At 59.3% G+C, this 19,048-nt stretch carries 16 protein-coding genes; 3 read left to right on the top strand and 13 right to left on the bottom strand.

Annotated elements, in window-relative coordinates; genetic code table 11:
- Window positions 1-2: 2 nt before the first annotated feature.
- The 7 genes from BLR16_RS00255 to BLR16_RS28485 all read right to left on the bottom strand — a co-directional run bounded on the left by BLR16_RS00255 (window position 3) and on the right by BLR16_RS28485 (window position 5,808).
- Window positions 3-419, bottom strand: a complete 417-nt coding sequence (locus tag BLR16_RS00255) for a hypothetical protein (RefSeq protein WP_003434224.1) — start codon at window positions 417-419, stop codon at window positions 3-5.
- A gap of 12 nt (window positions 420-431) precedes the next feature.
- Window positions 432-1,748, bottom strand: coding sequence for a type II and III secretion system protein family protein (locus BLR16_RS00250; RefSeq protein WP_003369185.1), 1,317 nt, complete (start codon window positions 1,746-1,748; stop codon window positions 432-434).
- Window positions 1,745-3,892 carry a type III secretion system export apparatus subunit SctV gene (gene sctV / locus BLR16_RS00245; RefSeq protein WP_054081510.1) on the bottom strand — a complete coding sequence of 716 codons (2,148 nt, stop codon included), beginning with the start codon at window positions 3,890-3,892 and terminating at the stop codon, window positions 1,745-1,747. Before sctV ends, BLR16_RS00250 begins: the two co-directional genes overlap by 4 nt.
- Window positions 3,889-4,227 (bottom strand): type III secretion apparatus assembly chaperone SctY, encoded by a 339-nt coding sequence (locus tag BLR16_RS00240; protein WP_003369180.1) that lies wholly within the window; start codon window positions 4,225-4,227, stop codon window positions 3,889-3,891. Before BLR16_RS00240 ends, sctV begins: the two co-directional genes overlap by 4 nt.
- Window positions 4,224-4,583, bottom strand: a complete 360-nt coding sequence (locus BLR16_RS00235; protein ID WP_003434228.1) for a hypothetical protein — start codon at window positions 4,581-4,583, stop codon at window positions 4,224-4,226. Before BLR16_RS00235 ends, BLR16_RS00240 begins: the two co-directional genes overlap by 4 nt.
- Complete coding sequence (locus BLR16_RS00230; RefSeq protein ID WP_074807508.1) at window positions 4,580-5,515, bottom strand: SctD/MshK family protein; 936 nt, start codon at window positions 5,513-5,515, stop codon at window positions 4,580-4,582. Before BLR16_RS00230 ends, BLR16_RS00235 begins: the two co-directional genes overlap by 4 nt.
- A gap of 131 nt (window positions 5,516-5,646) precedes the next feature.
- On the bottom strand, window positions 5,647-5,808 hold the full coding sequence (locus BLR16_RS28485; RefSeq protein WP_003369172.1) for a hypothetical protein: 162 nt from the start codon (window positions 5,806-5,808) through the stop codon (window positions 5,647-5,649).
- Window positions 5,809-6,442: 634 nt separating this feature from the next.
- Between BLR16_RS28485 and BLR16_RS00225 the strand changes: the two genes are divergently transcribed.
- On the top strand, window positions 6,443-9,913 hold the full coding sequence (locus BLR16_RS00225; RefSeq protein ID WP_092194035.1) for a hypothetical protein: 3,471 nt from the start codon (window positions 6,443-6,445) through the stop codon (window positions 9,911-9,913).
- Between the two features lie 69 nt (window positions 9,914-9,982).
- Here BLR16_RS00225 and BLR16_RS00220 read toward each other — a convergent pair whose 3' ends face one another.
- Complete coding sequence (locus tag BLR16_RS00220; protein ID WP_042930737.1) at window positions 9,983-10,225, bottom strand: hypothetical protein; 243 nt, start codon at window positions 10,223-10,225, stop codon at window positions 9,983-9,985.
- Between the two features lie 324 nt (window positions 10,226-10,549).
- Between BLR16_RS00220 and BLR16_RS00215 the strand changes: the two genes are divergently transcribed.
- Window positions 10,550-11,863: an APC family permease gene (locus BLR16_RS00215; protein WP_003369165.1), complete on the top strand. Its 1,314-nt coding sequence runs from the start codon at window positions 10,550-10,552 to the stop codon at window positions 11,861-11,863.
- 153 nt (window positions 11,864-12,016) lie between these two features.
- On the opposite strand, the gene araH is transcribed toward BLR16_RS00215, so the two are convergent.
- The 4 genes from araH to BLR16_RS00195 all read right to left on the bottom strand — a co-directional run bounded on the left by araH (window position 12,017) and on the right by BLR16_RS00195 (window position 16,670).
- The gene (araH, locus tag BLR16_RS00210; protein WP_003369163.1) at window positions 12,017-12,982 is read right to left on the bottom strand and encodes an L-arabinose ABC transporter permease AraH; all 966 of its coding nucleotides are present in this window, start codon (window positions 12,980-12,982) and stop codon (window positions 12,017-12,019) included.
- Between the two features lie 40 nt (window positions 12,983-13,022).
- The gene (gene araG, locus BLR16_RS00205) at window positions 13,023-14,546 is read right to left on the bottom strand and encodes an L-arabinose ABC transporter ATP-binding protein AraG (protein WP_058416145.1); all 1,524 of its coding nucleotides are present in this window, start codon (window positions 14,544-14,546) and stop codon (window positions 13,023-13,025) included.
- Between the two features lie 54 nt (window positions 14,547-14,600).
- Window positions 14,601-15,614, bottom strand: coding sequence for a substrate-binding domain-containing protein (locus BLR16_RS00200; protein WP_058416144.1), 1,014 nt, complete (start codon window positions 15,612-15,614; stop codon window positions 14,601-14,603).
- 183 nt (window positions 15,615-15,797) lie between these two features.
- Complete coding sequence (locus BLR16_RS00195) at window positions 15,798-16,670, bottom strand: SMP-30/gluconolactonase/LRE family protein (RefSeq protein ID WP_060707687.1); 873 nt, start codon at window positions 16,668-16,670, stop codon at window positions 15,798-15,800.
- A gap of 280 nt (window positions 16,671-16,950) precedes the next feature.
- On the opposite strand from BLR16_RS00195, the gene BLR16_RS00190 reads away from it, so the two are divergent.
- Window positions 16,951-18,099 (top strand): aldose epimerase family protein, encoded by a 1,149-nt coding sequence (locus BLR16_RS00190; RefSeq protein ID WP_074807496.1) that lies wholly within the window; start codon window positions 16,951-16,953, stop codon window positions 18,097-18,099.
- A 49-nt stretch (window positions 18,100-18,148) separates the two neighbouring features.
- On the opposite strand, the gene BLR16_RS00185 is transcribed toward BLR16_RS00190, so the two are convergent.
- Window positions 18,149-19,045, bottom strand: coding sequence for a metal ABC transporter substrate-binding protein (locus tag BLR16_RS00185; protein WP_054081516.1), 897 nt, complete (start codon window positions 19,043-19,045; stop codon window positions 18,149-18,151).
- Between the last annotated feature and the right edge of the window lie 3 nt (window positions 19,046-19,048).

The following is a 19,048-nucleotide window of genomic DNA, read 5'->3' as shown; positions in this document are numbered from 1 at the left end:
AATCATCGCGCCTCCCGAGTGTCGGTGTTGGCCTGCTGCTCCGCCTGACGGCGGCGCAGTTCTTCGCGGTCATAGCCATCGATGTACACCTGCGCGGCCCGCCCCACCGGGGCTGCCATCACCGAGCCAGTGCTACGGCCCTGCACCACGTCCGAGCGCTGCTCGACCATCTGCAACAGAATCAGATTGCTGGCGCAGCCCGGCGGCAGCAGCGGCTGAAAATCTTCCCCTACGCCAATGTCGTCCTGCGCAGCGGGCTGCATGCAGGCATCCGGCACCAGTTCCACGCGACCATCGGCGCGGGTCACCGCCGTGTAACCCGGCGAATAGCTGACCGGGTCAAGGTGAGTCTTGCAGCCTGCCAGCAGGCATAGCGTCATCAGAATCGGCAGGCGTGGCATGCTTGAAATGAGGTTCATGGCCGGTTCCTGTCAGTTCATGTAAAAGCCGAACGCGCCGCCACTGCGCGGTCCGGCCGCTGCGGTGCTGGCTGCGCGCTGCTTGTCCAACGGGGTGGCGGCCACACGCTCCTTGACCGGTTCGACCAGATAAGGGGTGATCAGAATCACCAGTTCGGTCTCGTTGCGCTGAAAGCGTTTGGAGCGAAACAGACTGCCAAGAATCGGCATGTCGCCAAGCATCGGTACCTTGTCCATGTCCTGACTGCTCTCGCGCTGGAACAGCCCGGCAATGGCGAATGTCTGGCCGCTGCCGACTTCCACGCGGGTGTCGGCACGTCGCACACGGAACGAAGGCACCTGGTAGCCATTGACGTCCAGCGTGGTGGTGCTCATCAGGCTGCTGACTTCAGGACGTACTTGCAGGGCAATACGGCCGTTGGGCAGCAGCGTCGGGCTGAACAATAGCGAGACGCCGTAAGGCTTGTATTCGATACCGACCACCTCACGGTTGACGGGCACCGGTACAGCCACTTCACCCCCCGCCAGAAAGCTCGCCGTCTGCCCGGTCATCGCCGTGATGTTCGGCTCTGCCAGCACCTCAAGCACGCCATTGTTTTGCAACGCCTCAAGCATCGCATCGATGTTGACGTTACCCGAGGTGAGCCCGGCGCTGATGACGTTTGACGCGCCGCTTGCGGCATCGGCAGCCAGGCTGCCACCGGTCAGCAGGCCAAACGAAAAGGTGCCGTTATTGAACAGCGCATTCCAGTTCACCCCATAGCGCAGCAGTTCGGAGCGTGAAACTTCAGCGAAACGTACACGGATGTTGACCTGTGCCGAGCCTGCGTAAGTGGCGCTGTTGACCGTCGACTGAAAGTTCTGGCCCTCGGTGCTGAGCAAGGCATTCAGGTCGGTCGCTTCACCGACATCCTGGACGGCGCCGCTGGCGATCACACGGCTGCCGCTGGCATTGATGCGCGCCTGACTCTGCGGGTGCAGCGCCTTGAGCGGGCGGCTCACCGCTGCCGTGCCGCTGCTCACGGCGAGGCTCAGGGTCGCGGTTTCCCGACCCTCGCTGTCCAGCGCGATCAGGCTGGTCTGCCCGGCTGTTTTGCCGAACACGTAAATCACACCGGGCGATACCACCTGCAGGTCGGCAATGCCTGGCTCTGCGACCATGACCGAGTCCACCGGTGCCGAGAAATGCAGAACCCGGCCTTCGCCAATCGCCAGATCAACGGTGCCCTTGGCGCCTTTGGCGATGGTTTCGGCGTTCGCACCGCCAGCGATGAGCAAGGCACTGAGCGCCAGAAACAACAGACGAATTACAGAAGCGGAACGGATCATGAGGCAGTCGCCAGAGAGGTGGCCGCGTCAGCCTTGGGGGCCGGGCGCGCAGTGATATCGGTCAGGCTGACAGTGCCGACCGCTTGAAGGTTGTATTCGCTGGCCAGCTCGCGATACGACAGCACAGGCAACTGCAGCTCGCCACGCAGGATGATGCGGCGCAGGCCGCGACGCAGCTCGGGGTGTACCAGCAATACCGTCGACTCATCTTCGGGCAGCACAGCGCACAGGCGCCGCAATTGTCCAAGCACGGTCCGTCCAATGTCATCGGGCAGCGCGTCACGATTTCTGTCCTGGCGGCCCAACGCGGTACGCAATTTTTCTTCGAGGGCAGGGGCCAGCACAAATGCGCTGATCACCCGGTTGCGATCGGCATACTGGTGGCTGACCTGACGCGCCAGCGCTGCGCGCAGATGTTCAGTCAGACGCCCGGCATCGGCTTCGCGACCGCCCCACTCCACCATCGCCTCCAGCAATCCACGGCGGTTGCGTATTGACACACCTTCGGCAACCAGCAACCGCAATACTTCGGCAATACGTTGCAGCGGCAGGATGCGTAACGCCTCCTTGACCAGTTCTGCGTACTTGCCTTCAAGCTGCTCCAGCATCACGCGGGTTTCCTGAATACCCAGGAAATCTGCAGCATAGCGACGCAAGATGCGCTCCAGCGTGGCGCGCAAGATTTCGTCGGCGAACAGAAAGCCGATGCCCGCCTCCTGCAACTGATCGGCATGCTCGCGATCTACCCAACGACCGGGACGCGAACTGATCGGCGAAGGGGCTTCGAAGGGCTCCACGGAGATAAGTTGTGCATGCAGCGGATCATCCTGTAGCAGCAGCGACGTGGCACTGAATTCACCTTCGCAGACTGGTACGCCCTCCAGCTCGACCTGAAAGCGATCTGCCGCCATTGAGCGATCCAGATAGACGTCCGGCACCGGCACCTCGACTCCCAGATCCGTGCGAATGTCGTGACACATGGCTTCGATGCGCTGGCGCAGCGGCTGCAGGGGTGCCGCCTCGGCCAACCCTGCCCCGATACTCAACAGTACCTGGGTGTCGCGGGGACGCTCGGCATCCTCCTGCACGACGACCGGCTCGGGTTCAGTCGCCGACAGTTGCTCAGGTTGCTCGAGCTGTGCAGTGGGAAGGCTGGCCCGATGCTGACGACGCCAGAGGAAAAATGCGCTGCCGCCAAGCAGTGCCGCCAGCACTACGAATACCGGCATGGGAAAGCCGGGCAGCAGCCCGACGCCAAGCAGAATCAATGCGGTCAGCCCCAGCGCCCGATGGCTGGCCCCCAATTGCCTGACGATTTCGGTGCCCAGGTCGCGCTCTTCGCCATCGCTGTTGACCCGCGTGACCACGGTGCCTGCAGCCACCGAAATCAACAACGCCGGGATCTGCGCGATCAGACCATCGCCGACGGTCAGCAGCGAATAAGTATGCGCCGCCTCGGCGAATGGCATACCCCGCTGAACCATGCCGATCATCATGCCGCCCAGCAGATTGACGAACAGGATCACGAGCCCGGCAATGGCATCGCCCTTGACGAATTTCATGGCACCGTCCATGGCCCCGAACATCTGGCTTTCCCGCTCCAGGCGCGAACGACGGCGCCTGGCTTCGGCCTGATCGATGTCACCGTTGCGCAGATCGTTGTCGATGCTCATCTGCTTTCCCGGCATTGCATCGAGGGTAAACCGTGCAGCGACTTCGGCGACCCGCTCGGCGCCTTTGGTGATGACCACGAATTGCGCCACGGTAATGATCAGAAACACCACCAGCCCGACCACGACCTGACCTGCGATCACAAAGTCGCCGAACGCCTTGACGATATGACCGGCATTGCCATCCAGCAGGATCAGACGTGTCGTGGTGATCGACAGCGAAAGACGAAACAGGGTGCTGAGCAGGATCAGCGGTGGCAATGCCGAAAACTCCACCGAATGATTGATGTAAAACGCGACGATCAGAATCAGCAGGCTGAGCGCAATGTTCAGAGCAATCAGCGCGTCCACCAGGTAGGTGGGCAGCGGTATGATCATCATTGCGATGGCCATGAGCATGAACGCTACGATGATCACATCGGTGCGTTTCGAGGCAATTTCGGCCAGTCGGTTGAGGCGGTTCATGAGGGTCATTGCGCGGCCCTCCGGGCATCCAGATAACGTCTGAAACACTGACGTGCTTCGTCCCTGCGACCGGCCTTCCATAGTGCCCGGCTACGCAACAAAAGCAGGGACGGACTTTCGCCCTGCTGCTCGACCAGACGGTCCAGTGCAGCGAGGGCCCTGTCAGCATCTCCACTGTCAGTGAATGCCAGAGCCAGACCGTGCAATAGCGCGGTGTCGGTCGGCGCCAGCTGGATGGCAATCAGCAACATCACCAGTGCCCGCTGCGGTTGACCGCTACGGCGGTACAGATTACCGAGCCCGGTCAACAACTCGACACATTCGCGGTCCTGGGCTGCACTCATGGCTGCACCTCGGCGCGCTGCTGTTCAAGCAAGAGACGCAATTCGATTTCCTCTCGAATCACCTCTTCAGCCAACTCGCGGATTTCAGGTTCTGCATCCAGCGCGGGCAGCACTTCATCAAGCACGTAGTGCAATACTTGCAGCGAGCGCGCCGGGCCAAACAATGGCGCGGCGACACCAGCGGCCTGCTCGGTCTGTTCAAGCTCGCCACGCAGTGAGCGACGGACCTTGCGCTCGCGTTGATCCAGCAGCGCTTCGAATCGCGTGCCTTGTCTGGGCTGCGTCGGCGCGACACGCTCGACAGCTGGCAAGGACTCCGGAGAAGTCGGGGTGATGGGTCGCAGGTCGACTTTCATAATGTGAAGGCAAACCGTTCCTGACCACGCACCAGACGTACCTGATCACCTTCGATACTTTCCAGCGTCCAGTCGTCCGCCAGTATCGCGCCGGGGTAGACGCGCTTGCCATGCTCGTCGATGACATATGGATTGCGTCCGAACCAGACGGCTTGCAGGCGCACACGTGGTGTCGCAACCGCCGCGCTCACCTGAACATTGGGGGTCAGGACGATGCGCTGACCAAAGCGGCTGTCGAAATCGCGCTGAACCTTTAACCAACTGCTTTTAAGATCGGCGGGATAGCTGCCTGCCACACTCAGCTGACCATCCTGCTCGTGGACGCGCAATTGACCAAGCCTGGCGTCGCGCAGTGCTTGATCCAGCCAGGTCCGGGCTTCCGCCAGCGTCGGCGCAGATACATTGGCAGGCGCTGCAGGCATACCGACGGCACCGCGATGCGACACAGCCTCTGGCGGCGCACGAAACGCAAATGCAGTGGCGCATGTCACCAGCAGCAACAGCGCGCCCAACACCGGCACCTTGAATGCGTGCAGTTTACGCGGCTCAACGGACGAGGCTTTTGCAGGTCGAGTACTGCGCAAGCGCAGACGGCTTTGTCCAAGCGTCAGTTCGACGGGCAACCCGAGTCGCTGCCCATGCCCCTCGGGGATAAGCAGACTCTTGCCGAGCGCATCCATTGCGGTTACGTCGCCGCCCCTCGCTTCAATGGCAACGAGATCTTCAGAAAACCGCAGGCGCGCATGCTGCGCAGCGATACCGGCATCGCCCAGCACAAGGTCGGCCGTGGCGGCACTGCCGATTGTATAGAGCGGCTTGTCGAGCGCCAGAGCAACGCCCTGGTGCAAGCCGTGGAGAATTTCGAGCAATGCCACGCCATTATCCTGTTCGGCAGCGTCTGGCGTTGCGCTCAATGAAATCAGGGCTGTCATGATCGAGTCACCACCGTGTGATCTACCGGAAACGGCACGTCAGAGCCGGGTAAAGCTGTCGATCGAAAGACGTGGTGCAAATCGTGCAAGAAGCGAGTGTGGGCGGCAGCGCCGCCGCCCACACCACGACATCAGTTCTGAGGACGTTGCTTGGTAGCGTCCAGCTCTGCCTTCTTGGCAGTGGAGATTTCAGTGATCTTGGCCGATTTCTCGATCGCCATGTCAAAGGTAGCGGACATCTTTTCGATTGCCGCGTCCGAATTGCCGGAGCTTACTGGTGCAGTCTCACTCATGTTGTTTCTCCTTGCTTCGAGGGGGAAGTTTCAACTGCCGAGAGGCAGAGCAATATGCCATCACCGAACAGTGAACCCGGGACTGTTACTTGATGATCCCAGCAAGCAATGCGTTCACTGTTCCGCCAGATCAATACTACGCAAGGCGAATTATCGGATGCTGTGAAAAGTTGTGAAATTGCGTTTTCACAACCCGTTAAAACAATTAACCAACAATGATATCAAAATGATATTTATTACTGTCTTATTTCTGAAGAGATTAAGTTTTCAGGTATCAGCCACGCCACAGATACTGTGCTGCGTGGCCTCCAGGCGTACGAACTGATACTCGGCAGGCGTGTGAAACGTTGTGAAAACGCAGGCATTGATCTTCCTTATCGCCCGCCAAGTGTTAGTGTCTGCTCAGTAAGTTCACTGACCGGACATTCGTAAAACGAGAACCCGTTCAAACTATAGAAGTGTGCACTCGTTTTAACCATGCCCTGTGCAATGTGTTTGAAACTTCAGGGTCGCCAACGTGTATTGCCTGACTGTCAAGGCTGCTGCGCAACACATGGCGATTTTAGCGAGCGGCTGAAGTACATCTTGTTCAACGGCCAATCGCATCTACTGTCCACACCAGGAGTTACCCGCCATGTCGACGTCAACGGTCAGCCCGACACCCGCCCCCAGCCCTGCCCCCAGCGGTAACGCGAATATCCGCTTCAATCAGGTGCTGCAATCGAGCAACCGCAGCAGCACCTATCGTCCGGCAAGCGCGACCGAGAAAGCGCCTGCGCTGGGCGATTATGCGTCCATAGAAAAGCCGGGCACTGTCGCCGCCGATACGATTCGCTATGTGACAGATAAAGGTGATCACGTACTGGTCTACCGGTCCACCAGCCCGGCGCTCTACCAGCAAGTGGTAGCGGATCAGCCCAGGCTCGCCGGCTTCAAGACCAGCGTGACGCAGGGCTACAAGCCGGCTGCGGCGGGTGCCGAGGCGCCATCGAACCTGGGTGGCTACCTGCGCATCGGGGCACCGGATGAAATGGGGCCGGGCCTGATTCGCTATGAGGCCGCCGACGGCAGCAAGATCATGGTGTCGCAACAGGACAACCCGGAACTGTTCAAGCAGGTCGCATCGGACTTCAAATCCCTTTCCGGCATAAACAGCAGCCAGCAGGAGGGCTATCGGGCGGCCGGCGCGGATGAAAAAATCCCCGCAAAACTGGGCGATTTCGCAGAAGTCGGTCCGGTCGACGAGGTCGGACCGGGGGTGATGCGCTATGTTGACCGCGATGGCAACAAAGTTGTGGTGTCCGAGCGCGATAACCCCGAACTGTATGCTGCCGCCAAGGATGCCTACAACTCGCTGACGGGGCTGAGCAAAAGCGAGTCGGAAGGTTATCGCCGCGCGGGCGACAATGAAGTCTGGCCGCCCGTGTTCGGCACCACCGTCGGCCCGCTGAACGAGGCCGGCCCTGGCACCATTCGCTATGAACACAACGGCGAAAAAGTGGTGGTCGCCCGTGATGACAATCCCGGCCTGTTCAAGTTTTTGACGGGACTGCAAAGCGTCGTTTCAGACCCCGAAAAACGCGCAGCGCTGGAAAAGGCGGTCAATGAAGGACAACTCCTCGCCGACGGCAACACGTCTTTACCGGGCCTTAACGACATCACCGAATTCAACTGGATACCCGGCCAGGAAGGCAGCCAGATCAGCTACAAGAATCAGAGCGGCGAAGTGATTGTCGTGACCCAGGCACTGACACCCGATCTGTTCGACAAGGTCACCACGCTAAAGGACGCTTGGGACAAGATCAACAGCAGCCGCGAAGAAGGCTACACGTTGGCAGGCCCCAACGATTTTCTGAAAAACCAGGACATCACCATCGGTTCGCCAGACGAGCTGGGTTCCGGGCTGATCCGCTTCGAGAACGACGACGGCAAGTTCATCGTCTCCAAGGACGCCAGCCCCCAGCTGTATGACGACGTGGTGCAGAAATGGAATGAGCTGGGCACCGGCAATATCAGTGAAACCCGCAGTCGGCATAACCTGCCCGGTGCGTCCGAAGTTGACCTCATGGGTCAGAAAACCGGTGTGAAGGCTGACAAGGATGACGAAAAATCCGAAGAACTGAATGTGGGTGAGCTGGCGACCAAGGAGCTCCTCGACCAATACCGCGAAGGCGTAAAAAACGGTGATATCCCCAAGGACGATCCGCGCGCCAAGCTGGTCCGGGCCATCGAAGCGCAGGCCGCCTACGACAATGGCCGCGGCCTGACCGGCTACGAGGAGGCACAAGGTGCATTCGGCGGCACATGGCGAGAGTTCGACAGCAAGCAGACTCAGCTGAGCTCGGCGGACATGCACGACATCATTGACGGTGGCAAGCTGCAGGAGCAACTGACTACGCTGTTCTCCGACCCTACGGTGCAGCAGGACTACCAGAGCAAGCTGACCGATGCCGTGAACAAGGTGCCCAACAAGGACGAGATCAAGCAAAAACTGCTGGACCTCACCGCGAGCCCCGACTACGTACTTTACCTCAAGGACTTGCAGAAACAGGGGCTCGGCCAGGAAGCGCAAAAGGACCTGAGCGACACGTTGTCCTCACTGGCACTGGTCGATCCCGAAGCCGCCAGCAAGGCAGCGCAGTCCATCCAGGCCGACGGATTGACCAGCGACCTCAATGACCTGGTGGCCGACCCTTCGAAAATCAGTGACGAAAACAACGCCCTCGCCACCAAGGATCTGTTCGGCCTGCTCAAGGCAGAACTCAAGGGCTTTTTGGTGGACATGCCGCGCTTCCTGCAGCCGACGTTCGAGAAATTCATCGAGGAAGGCGTCGTGGGCAACGCCAAACCTGCTGATATCGCCAAGGCGCTGAAGGAAGTGGGCGATGCTTATCAGAAAAATGGCAAAGTCAGTGAGGCCGACATAAAGACTGCCCTGTCCAAGCCTTATATTCCGGTCGCCGATCGCGGCAAGCTGGGCGAGATTTTCAACACGCTGAACAGCAAGGGTGTCATGGGCTCCGTCGCGGCTGGCGTGTCTTTGTTCTCGGCCATTTATCAAATGGTCGGGAATGGCGGCAAGCTCGGCGAGACACCGCTCCAGCGCCTGGCCATCGCCAAGGACTTCCTCAGCTTTGCCGGTGGCGCCAGCCATTTTGTGCGCCTGGCCGACAAGGTGGGTGACCTGATGGGCAAAGGCGGCCTGGTTGATTTACTCGGGCTGGACAAGACCGTGCCGGAAATCTGGGGCAAGCAGGACATGAAACCGCCGAAGGTTGAAGTCAGCCCCAGCGGTCTTTCTGCGGCACGGCTCGACGAGATCCGCAACGCACTGGACATCCCTGATGACACGCGGATGGCCGTTATCGGTGACCTGACCGGTAGCGCTGAAAGCGAACGCACCGCAATGCAAGGCATCTCTCAGCGACTGGACAGCGAGACCAAGTTGAAGCCGGGGATGGCCAGCAAGATTGCCGGTTCGGTGGTCAAGGTTCTCGGCCCGGCGACAGACCTGGCCGGCGGTTTCGCCGACATCGTGCTGGGAGCTTTTACCATCAGGGACGGTGTCAAATCCGGTGACAAACTGGCTCAGGCCGCAGGCGGTCTGCAAATTGCGGGCGGCGCGTTCGGCGCTTCAGCCGGCGTGCTGGGCACCGCCGCACTGGTGGGTGCAGGAGGCGCAGCGGCCACAGCCCTGGCCGGACCTTTCTTTCTGGTCGGGGTGGTGGTTGCGGTGGTAGGCGGAGTCATCGGCTACTTCGTGGACCACAACAAAAAGCAGAAAGCCTCCGAAAAGGGAAATGACTGGTATCGCGACCTGGCGGCTGACGGCCTGTTGCAGGCTGACTGGGGTGACAAGGTCGAGTACGCCCACTATTCGATCCATCACTACAGGGAGCGCGAAGCACCGGAAGACGACAGCCTGTTTCGTTTCCAGAGTGCCGAATGGAAGCATTTCGACGAGACGCCACAAGAGGACGGTTCATCGAGCAACCGCCTGGATGGCGAGTTGCATGTAGAATACGGCGAGACGCATAAATCACCGGATCAACAGCAGCGTGAAGATTTGAGAAACGCACCCCGCTGGACTGGCCCGAAAATCTGAGTTTCCTCTGCGCAAACGACTCCAGGGCCGCCATCAGACGGCTCTGGAGTCAGGCGCTCTGCGGGACGATCAAAGCTTGCCGATCTCTCCGGTCGCCTCGCCAATGGTCGCCAGCGTGGCCTCGATATCATCGATTGCCTGTTCAAGCCCGACGAACGATTGCTGGATAGCTTCGCGGGTGTCTACCGTCTGCTGACCCCTTAAACGCTCAACACGCTCCAGTTCACTGAGCTGCAGGTTACGCACCTCCGCCCTCAACGTTTGCAGTGTCTTCCAGACCAAGCGGAATTGTTGCTGGCTGTCATGTCCCACCTTCGTATCCTCTGTCGATCGGCTCAAGTGCAAGGTTGAGACAGCCTGCAAACCGAATGCTCCACTTTATTGCGCGCTGTGGAACTGAAACCGCCGCCGGTCAGGCTTGATGTCCATCGGTTTGAATTTACCTCCGTTATCAGGATCACTTTTTCATGCCTGTAACGACTGCTGTCGCTGCCAGATCCTGAATGACGCTTGCTTGCGTACTGTAGAAAGCAGCGTCGCTGACGGTCTACGCTCGAACGAGCCAATGAACAGACCAACGCTTACCCTCTTTGGCCTTTAGCCTTGTGTAGCGTCAATGAAAAGGAATTTTCCACCATGGCCACTCCCGACACCTCATCACTGCGCCGGGCGATCACCGCGCCCATGTTGACCCTGTTCATCCTCGGCGACGTGCTGGGTGCTGGCGTCTATGCATTGGCAGGCACGATAGCCGGACGCGTCGGCGGAGCCATCTGGGCGCCCTTGCTGATTGCCCTGTGCTTTGCCTTGCTGACCGCAGCGTCCTACGCCGAACTGGTGACCAAATACCCGCGTGCGGGCGGTGCCGCGGTGTACGCCGAAAAAGCGTTCGGCAAGCCGCTGCTCTCGTTTCTGGTCGGCTTCTCCATGGTCGCGGCTGGCGTTACCAGCGCTGCCGGGCTGGCCGTGGCGTTTGCCGGCGACTACTTTCAGGCGCTGCTCGACTGGCCTGCGCAGTGGGTCTGTGTAGCATTTCTGGTCATCGTCGGCCTGCTCAACGCACGCGGTATCAAGGAATCGCTTTCAGCCAATCTGGTCATGACAGTCATCGAGCTGAGCGGCTTGCTGATGGTCATCGCTGCGGCAGTGTGGTTCGTCAGTCAAGGGCAAGGCGTGCCGCAACGCGTGTTTGAACTGGACAGCGCATCCCCCGCCACAGCGATTCTCGGTGCCTCATTGCTGGCGTTCTATTCGTTCGTAGGGTTTGAAACTTCGGCCAATCTTGCCGAAGAGATCAAGGATGTGCGCAAGGTCTATCCACGCGCCCTGTTCGGTGCACTGCTGGCTGCCGGCGCGGTGTACATGCTGGTTGGCGTGGGCGCAGCGATGGTCCTGCCGGTCGAGCAACTCAAGGATTCCCAAGCACCACTGATGGACGTAGTGAGTGCCTCGGGGCTCGGCATACCTGCGCCCTGGTTTGCGGTCATTGCGCTGATTGCGGTGGCCAACGGCGCGCTGCTGACCATGATCATGGCCAGCCGACTGACCTTCGGCATGGCCCGCGAAGGACTGTTACCTGCAGTGATGGGTTCGGTGCTGCCCAAGCGCCGCACGCCGGGGCTGGCAATTCTGGCGACCACGCTGGTGGCCATTGCCCTGTCCTTCACCAGCACCCTGACCATCCTCGCCGAAACAGTCGTGCTGTTACTGCTCTTCGTATTTCTCAGCGTGAACATCGCCGTGCTGGTACTCAAGCGCGACAAGGTCGAAGCCGGGCACTTTCAGGTCCACTGGGTTATTCCGCTGCTGGGCATTCTTTCGTGCCTGTTGCTGCTCACTCAGCAAGGTCCGGAAACCTGGCTGCGAGCAGGCATCATGCTGGCGGTCGGTGCAGCGCTTTACGGACTGACCCGGCTGGGCAGCTCGGCGCTGGCGCCGCATTCTCGCTGAAACGCGGAAAGAATGGATTCAGACCGCACGCACGGGCGGTTTGCTATTTCAACTACCGCGGTAGTTACACTTTGGGCGGTTGATGAAGCGCAGTACGGGACTGAATCCGGTATGACCGGGACGCTGATTCATGAGAACCAGCGCCCGGACAATTTAGCGACGCTTCATCCGGTCGATGATCACCGCCAGCAACAGGATCGTGCCGCGAATCACGTACTGGTAGAAGGTGTCGATGTTCTTGAGGTTCATCGCATTTTCGATAATCGCCAGAATCAGCACCCCGGCGATCACATGCCGGATCATGCCGATGCCGCCGCTCAGCGAAACCCCGCCCAGTACGCAGGCAGAAATGATCGTCAGCTCGAAGCCCTGCCCGATCATCGGCTGACCCGAGGTCATGCGCGAGGCCAGCACCACGCCTGCCAGTGCCCCCACCAGACCGTGGACGGCGAAGATGATGATCTTGGTACGGTCTACGTGTACACCCGCCAGCAGCGCAGCTTCCTGATTGCCGCCGATGGCCATGGTGTTGCGCCCGTAAGTGGTGTAATTGAGCAGCCAGCCGAAGAATATGAAGCAGGCGATGGTGATCAGAATCGGTACCGGCACGCCGTACACCTGGCCATTGCCAAAGATGAAGAAATCCTCGTTGGAAACGCCGACAGCCTTGCCGTTGGAGAAAATATACGCCAGGCCGCGCACGATCTGCATCGTTGCCAGGGTCGTGATCAGGGCGTTGATGCGCAGCTTGGCAATCACGATGCCGTTGATCAGGCCCACCACCAGTCCGAGCGCCAGAGCTGCCGAGACGCCCAGAAACACACTGTCGGTGTCGCGGATGACGATACTGGCGATCACCCCGGAACAGGCCAGCACCGAGCCGACCGAAAGGTCGAAGTGCCCGGACGCCAGGCAGAAGAGCATGGTGCAGGCAGCGATGCCCACTGTGGAAATCGCCAGGCCCAGACCCCGCATGTTGAGCGGCGACATGAAGTTGTCGATGAACACGGCACACAAAATGAAGATTCCCACGGCAGCCAGGAGCATCACCCAGTCATCGGCGAAACGACGCAGGTTCATGCCCTGACGGGGAGCCTGCAGGCTGGATTCGGTAGACATACGCACCTCTTTTTTATTGTTCATGGTCAGGGACCGATTGTCAGCCGCGCGTGCGAGGCAGAGCCAATTGCAGAAGTCGCGACTCGTCAGCCTCGTCGCGATTGAGTTCACCGGTGATTGCGCCTTCGCTCATCACCAGAATGCGGTCTGAAATGCCCATCACTTCCATCAGATCGCTGGAGACCACAATCACCGCGATACCGTCTGCGGCCAGGTTGTGGATGATCTCGTAAATCTCGGACTTGGCCCCGACGTCGATCCCGCGAGTCGGCTCGTCCAGCAGCAGGACTTTCATGGGCATCGACAGCCAGCGACCAAGAATCGCTTTCTGTTGATTGCCGCCAGAGAGGTACATGATCTGCTGCTCGGGCGATGGCGTCTTGACGTTCATCGACTTGATCTGGCTGCGTGCGTTGTCACGCTCCCAACTGCCCTGAATCAGGCAACCGAGGTTCACGTGCCGGGGGCGCGCACCGATGTTGATGTTCTCCGCGACGCTGGACAGCGGCACGATGCCTTCTTTCTTGCGGTCCTCCGGGCAGAGCAGAATTCCGGCCTCGATGGCATCACGCGGTGACTTGAGTGTCAGCGGTTTGCCGTCCAGTTGCAGGCTGCCTGCAGAGCTGCGGGTAAGCCCCGAGAGCAGCCGGAACAGCTCGGTACGCCCGGCGCCGACCAGGCCGAAAAAGCCCAATACTTCGCCCTTCTGCACGGCAAAGGTGACCGGCTCATGCAGGCCCGGCCCCAGCAGGCCGGTGACGCGCAGACTTGGCCCCTGATGCTGACGCGGACGGTAGTTGTAGATGTTCTGGATATCGCGCCCGACCATACAGGTCACCAGTCGGTCGTGATCAAGATCAGCCATCTGTTCGAAGGTTTTTACAAAACGGCCGTCCTTGAACACCGTCACCGCATCACAGACACGGAAGATTTCTTCCATGCGATGCGACACGTAAAGAATCACTCGGCCCTCGTCGCGCAGGCGCACGATGATCGCCATCAGTCGGTCGATCTCGCGCGCCGACAGGCTGCTGGTGGGCTCGTCGAAGGCAATGACGTGGGCATTGCGCGACATGGCCTTGGCGATCTCGACCAATTGCCGCTGCCCCAGCGAAAGATCGCCCAGACGTGTGCGTGGGTCTATCTCGTCAGCCAGGCCCTTGAGCAGCTCGCTGGCCCGGCGGTACATCGCACCGCGATTGATCAGACCGAAGCGATTGGGCATGTGCCCGAGCAGCAGGTTCTCGGCAACGGTCATTTCCGGCACCAGATGCAGCTCCTGGTGAATCACCGCCACGCCAGCCGCGATGCTCTCGGCGGTGGACTTGAACTGATAGCTCTGCTCGCCGATCTGCAAGGCACCGCTGTTGGGCTGATAAGAGCCGCCGAGAATTTTCAGCAGCGTGGATTTACCGGCACCGTTTTCACCCATCAATGCATGGACGCTGCCGGGGCGCGCTTCGAAACTGATGTCCGAAAGCGCCTTGACGCCGGGGAAGACCTTGCCGATGCCGTTGAAGCGCAAGGCACCGCCTGCGGCGTATTGCTCGATAGCCTGTTGCATGAACCAATCTCCTCGCACGTGTGAGGGGCCTGAACATCAGGCCCCTCGTTCAGCTCACTTCCACAGACCACGCTCGGTCAGTATTTCCTGGAAGTTGGTGCGCTTGATCAGTGTCACGTCGTCCAGAGCGGTGTACTTGGGTGGTTCGGTGCCCTTGGTGGCCCACTCGTAAACATGCAACGCGGTGTCGTAACCCTCTTTGCCAGGGTTCGGCAACATAGAGCCAAAGAAGCCGCTTTTTTTCTTCTTAAGTTCGTCGATCGCATCGGTGCCGTTGATACCGATCCCGATCACGTTATCCGCTTCAAAGCCATTGGTAGAAGTCGCACGTACCCCACCCAATACGGTGTTGTCGTTCATACCGCCGATGATCAGCCTTTTGGCATCGCCTGGAAGTTTTGGCAGCGCCGAGTTGGTGGCGTCCATGCTGCCTGGCACATCGAGGGTTTTCTGTGCGGTGAAGACAATATGGTCCTTCGGCAGGCCGGCTTCCTCAAGTGACTTCACCGAACCATCCGTGCGTTTCTTGCCGGTATCCAGCTCGTTATAAGTGTTGATGATCGCGTAGGTGCCTTTCCAGCCATCCTCGTCCCACTTGCGACTTTTCGCTTCCTTGGCCATTTCGACGCCCTGCTTCTGGCCTACTTCAAAGGCAGCCATGCCCAGGTAAGGCACGTCCTCCATGAAGTTACCCTTGGCGTCGACAAAGCGATCATCCACGGCCATGACTTTCAATCCCAGCGCTTTGGCCTTGGCCACAATCGCAGGGCCGAGCGACACGTCAGGCGGGCAGATCACGAAGCCCTTGGCACCGTTGGCGGCGAGGTTATCGATAGCGGTCAGGGTCTTTTCACCATCTGGCACGGCAATCTTGATGACGGTAAAGCCATGCTCCTTGCCAGCTTTTTCGGCACCCGCCCATTCGGCCTGGAACCACGGTTCTTCAGCCTGCTTGACCAAAAAGCCGATTTTGACTTCTTCGGCAGCGGAGGTGATGCCACTCATGCCCAGAATGGCGGTAGTGACGGCGACACAGCACAGGGAACGAATCCCGTGACGACTCAACATAGCTAGCTCCTTATTTTTATTGAATAGCTACAACGTTCAGCGAGGTGGCGGTCGAGAACGCGAATGCGTCCGAAACCGGTCAAATAGTCATACCATATAACGGGTGACCGCTATGTAACCGAATGTCACCCTTGCATCTACCATCACGCTGCCGTCAAAAAAGACGGCGGCGCGATACGCTTATCAACCCGCGAAACGCTGACACGGCGTGCCCTTGACGCCGATCTGCGCCATCAGCAGCGCGCCATCGAAACGACCCTGTGCATCGGCAGGTGCGGCACTGGTGACGTACAACGTTTCCAGGTCAGGACCGCCGAATACACAACTGGTGGGATGGCTGACCGGCAGCTCCACAACCCGGTCAACACTGCCATCCGGGGCAAAACGGATCAGGCAATTGCCACCCCAGCGCGCATTCCAGACATACCCTTCGGCATCCATCGCCGAGCCGTCGGGTGAGCCTCGATCGTGTTTTGCAGCCCATACCTTGCGTGGCCCCAAAGCACCGTCTGCGAGCACCGGATAGTGATAAATGACGTCGTCCAGCGTATCGGCGCTGTACAGCACGCTACCCTCGTCATTCCACAACAGGGTGTTGACGATGCCCTGCCCGTCCAGCAAACGGGTCACGCGAGCATCAGGTTCAACGCGGAACAACCCGCCTGAACGACGCACCAGAGGCACGTCGCCGCCCTCGGCATCGATGTTGTTCTGCATGCTGCCAAGCCAAAGGTGGCCGCGCGCATCGCACCGCGCTTCGTTGGCGCGATTGCCAGGTGTGGGGTCTGCCACGCAGAACGGCACTAAAGAAGTCTTGTCGGAGTCCAGGTCCAGGCGATAAACGCCGCTGGCCAGTGTCACCAGTGCATCACCCTGCTCGGTCGGAATAAATGCAGAAACCGGCTCCGGCATGCGCCATTGGCGGATCTGCCCGGCGACCAGCCGACACGCCAGGAACCCGGAAATGTCGACCCAGTACAAAGCCTGCTCCTCGGCATCCCAGAAGGAGCCTTCGGCCAGCTTGAAACGGTGCTCGGAAACGGGCAGCCAGTTCATGAAAAATGTCCTTTGTTATTGTTGTAAAGGCACTTTTGGATGTTTGTGTCGCTGTCTTGTCCAACCTCTGCCTGCGCTGACCCGTTGCACGGATTTCAGGCTGCATGGCAAAAAAAACGGCAGATCGGCTAAGGTGAGTCACAAGCCTTCAGCGACGATGGCACTACTAAATAGTATTACAATTTATTTTTCAAGCTTCATTTTATAGGCTATACATCCATGCATCGGCTTGAATCCGATCAAATAGTCTTACCAATAACAATAAAAGCAGGCAGATCAGATGAAAAAACATGCGCTCCTCAGCACCCTTGGACTGTCCTTGATGATCAGCACCCTGACCGCACAGGCCGCCGCACTCTCCAGCGAACACAGCGCGTTCGGCCAACTGCCCGACGGCTCTGCCGTCGAAAAATACACCCTGCGCAACAGTCACGGCGTGCAGGCCAGCATCATCACCTACGGCGCGACGCTGCAATCGCTGCTGGTACCTGACAAGGCCGGAAAGGTCGAAGACATCGTCCTGGGTTTCGACGATGCTCAGGGCTATCAGAACAACGGTACGGTTTATTTCGGCGCGACCATCGGCCGCTTCGGCAACCGCCTGGCAGGCGGCAAATTCAGTCTGGATGGCAAAACCTATCAGGTCCCGCTCAACGACAAGACCAACGCGCTGCACGGCGGCACGCAGGGTTTTGACAAGCGCTTGTGGAAGGCAGAAGAAACCAGGACCGGTGATTCGGTTGGCGTGAAGCTGACCTACCTGTCGCCGGACGGCGAGATGGGTTTTCCAGGAGCCCTGCTGACTGAAGTGACCTACAGCCTGAATGAAAAAAACGAGCTGAAGATCGACTACCGCGCTACCACCGACAAACCGACGGTGCTGAACCTGACCAACCATAGTTATTTCAATCTGGCCGGCGCGGGCAGTGGTGATGTGCTCAAACAGGTCGCCACCCTTCACGCCTCGCACTACACCCCGGTCAACGACAAGCTGATCCCGACCGGAGAACTGCCTGCTGTCGCCGGCACGCCCATGGACTTCCTCAAGCCCACCGCGTTCGGCAAACACATCAAGGATGATCATCAACAGTTGAAATACGCCGAACCCAAGCAAGGCGGGTTTGATTTCAACTGGGTGCTCGACACCAAGGGTGACGTGAAGAAACTGGCCGCCGAGGTCAGCGACCCGCAATCAGGCCGCCGACTGCAGCTGTTCACCACAGAGCCCGGCGTGCAGCTGTACACCGGTAACTTCCTGGATGGCAGCATTCACGGCAAGGCTGGCAAGGTCTACCCGCACTGGGGCGCCTTTACTCTGGAAACGCAGCATTACCCCGATGCGCCCAACCAGCCGAAATTCCCCAGCACCCGACTGGATCCTGGCAAGGCGTACACCCAGACCACTGTGTTCAAATTCCTCAACGACTGAAGCGTTGAGCTGCCCGGCGCCTGCAATCAGGGCGCCGGGCAGTTCAGGCTCACTGATTGCGCTTCATTGCCGCAGTCAGGGTATCGACGTTGTAACGGAACATCTTCGCGTAGGTTGACGCCGGGCCGTCGGCTGGCGACAGGGATTCCACGTACAGTTCACCCCCTGGTTGAGCGCCACTGGCTTCGGCTATCTGCTTGACCAGACGCGGGTCGCTGGAGTTTTCGAAGAAGTAGGCACTGACATGTTCGGTCTTGATCTGACGGATCAGTTTCGAAACATCGGCGGCCGACGCCTCAGATTCGGTAGACAAGCCCAGCGGCGACAGGAAGTTCACCCCGTAGGCATCGCCGAAGTAGCCGAACGCGTCATGAGAGGTGAGGATCTTGCGTCTGGCAGCCGGAATCGAACGGATCTGATCACGTGCATAGCTATCCAGCTGCTGCAACTCGACGATGTAGCGATCACCATTGGCCTGATACACGCTGGCCCCTTCCGGATCGGCTTTCTTCAGCGCTGCGATGATGTTGCGTACATAAATCACGCCATTGGCCGCGCTGTTCCAGGCATGCGGGTCGACAATGCGCTTGCCGTCCTCATCCATGCTGCGGGTCTTGATGCCCTCGGACAGTACCACCGGCTGCCCCTTGTAACCTGAAGCCTTGATGAGACGATCCATCCAGCCCTCAAGATGCAGGCCGCTGACAAATACAAGATCGGCATTTTTCAGCGCCTGGGCGTCACTCGGTGTGGGCTCGTAAACGTGTGGATCGCCGTTCGGACCGATCAGCGATTTGACGTGCACACGGTCACCGCCGACCGTACTGACCATGTCGGCAATGACTGTGAACGAGGCAACGGCTTCCAGCGGTTTGGCCTGGGCCAGGCTGGCGAATGCCGACAGCGCCAGTGCAGCCAGGGAACTCAACATCATCAATCGTTTCATGAC

Source organism: Pseudomonas sp. BS3767, assembly GCF_900099665.1.
Classification (GTDB): Bacteria; Pseudomonadota; Gammaproteobacteria; order Pseudomonadales; family Pseudomonadaceae; genus Aquipseudomonas; species Aquipseudomonas cerasi.
This window is presented reverse-complemented; position numbering and strand designations above follow the sequence as displayed.

Coding starts and splice junctions, on each gene's coding strand:
- sctV (WP_054081510.1), bottom strand. CDS start 3,892: ATGACCCTCATGAACCGCCTCAACCGACTGGCCGAAATTGCCTCGAAA.
- BLR16_RS00190 (WP_074807496.1), top strand. CDS start 16,951: ATGAAAAAACATGCGCTCCTCAGCACCCTTGGACTGTCCTTGATGATC.
- BLR16_RS00195 (WP_060707687.1), bottom strand. CDS start 16,670: ATGAACTGGCTGCCCGTTTCCGAGCACCGTTTCAAGCTGGCCGAAGGC.
- BLR16_RS00235 (WP_003434228.1), bottom strand. CDS start 4,583: ATGAAAGTCGACCTGCGACCCATCACCCCGACTTCTCCGGAGTCCTTG.
- BLR16_RS00250 (WP_003369185.1), bottom strand. CDS start 1,748: ATGATCCGTTCCGCTTCTGTAATTCGTCTGTTGTTTCTGGCGCTCAGT.
- BLR16_RS00215 (WP_003369165.1), top strand. CDS start 10,550: ATGGCCACTCCCGACACCTCATCACTGCGCCGGGCGATCACCGCGCCC.
- BLR16_RS28485 (WP_003369172.1), bottom strand. CDS start 5,808: ATGAGTGAGACTGCACCAGTAAGCTCCGGCAATTCGGACGCGGCAATC.
- araG (WP_058416145.1), bottom strand. CDS start 14,546: ATGCAACAGGCTATCGAGCAATACGCCGCAGGCGGTGCCTTGCGCTTC.
- araH (WP_003369163.1), bottom strand. CDS start 12,982: ATGTCTACCGAATCCAGCCTGCAGGCTCCCCGTCAGGGCATGAACCTG.
- BLR16_RS00240 (WP_003369180.1), bottom strand. CDS start 4,227: ATGAGTGCAGCCCAGGACCGCGAATGTGTCGAGTTGTTGACCGGGCTC.
- BLR16_RS00200 (WP_058416144.1), bottom strand. CDS start 15,614: ATGTTGAGTCGTCACGGGATTCGTTCCCTGTGCTGTGTCGCCGTCACT.
- BLR16_RS00225 (WP_092194035.1), top strand. CDS start 6,443: ATGTCGACGTCAACGGTCAGCCCGACACCCGCCCCCAGCCCTGCCCCC.
- BLR16_RS00255 (WP_003434224.1), bottom strand. CDS start 419: ATGAACCTCATTTCAAGCATGCCACGCCTGCCGATTCTGATGACGCTA.
- BLR16_RS00185 (WP_054081516.1), bottom strand. CDS start 19,045: ATGAAACGATTGATGATGTTGAGTTCCCTGGCTGCACTGGCGCTGTCG.
- BLR16_RS00230 (WP_074807508.1), bottom strand. CDS start 5,515: ATGACAGCCCTGATTTCATTGAGCGCAACGCCAGACGCTGCCGAACAG.